Annotated in this window: 1 protein-coding gene; it reads left to right on the forward strand. The window is 65.8% G+C overall.

Going from position 1 to position 564, the window contains the following annotated elements; all coding sequences use genetic code 11:
* The coding region (locus A3754_RS04665) for a Mur ligase family protein (protein WP_255363113.1) at window positions 1-564 on the forward strand (564 nt) is incomplete at both ends.

Genomic DNA, 564 nt, shown 5'->3' on the forward strand with positions numbered 1-564 from the left:
GGCCGTGCCGGGCGTGGCCAGCGATGGCCGCCAGTTTGTCAGCCAGGCGATCGCCGCCGGTGCGGTGGCAGTGCTGGCGGACGCAGAAACCTTTGCGATTCAACAGGATCAGGCGGTGCCCTGTGTGGCGCTGCCGGGGCTGGGGCGTCGCGTGGGTACGCTGGCGGCGCGCTGGTATGGCGAGCCCGGTGCGGCCATGAATGTGGTGGGCGTGACGGGCACCAACGGCAAGACCAGCATCACCTGGTTCCTGCGCGATGCCCTTAATGCACTGGGGCACCGTTGCGCCCTGGTTGGCACCCTGGGGCTGGGCTTGAAAGGCGATGAGCAGACTACCGGTCATACCACACCGGATCCGATTACCCTGCAGGCCGGTCTGGCCCGGGTGCGTGATGCGGGCGCGGATTGTGTGGCCATGGAAGTGTCTTCCCATGCGCTGGATCAGCATAGGCTGGGGTCAACGCCAGTACCCGTGGCGGTGTTCAGCAATCTGAGTCGGGATCATCTGGACTACCACGGGGACATGGAAGCCTATCTGGCGGCCAAATCCGTGCTGTTCACCCG

The sequence above is a fragment of the Alcanivorax sp. HI0083 genome (assembly GCF_001635175.1).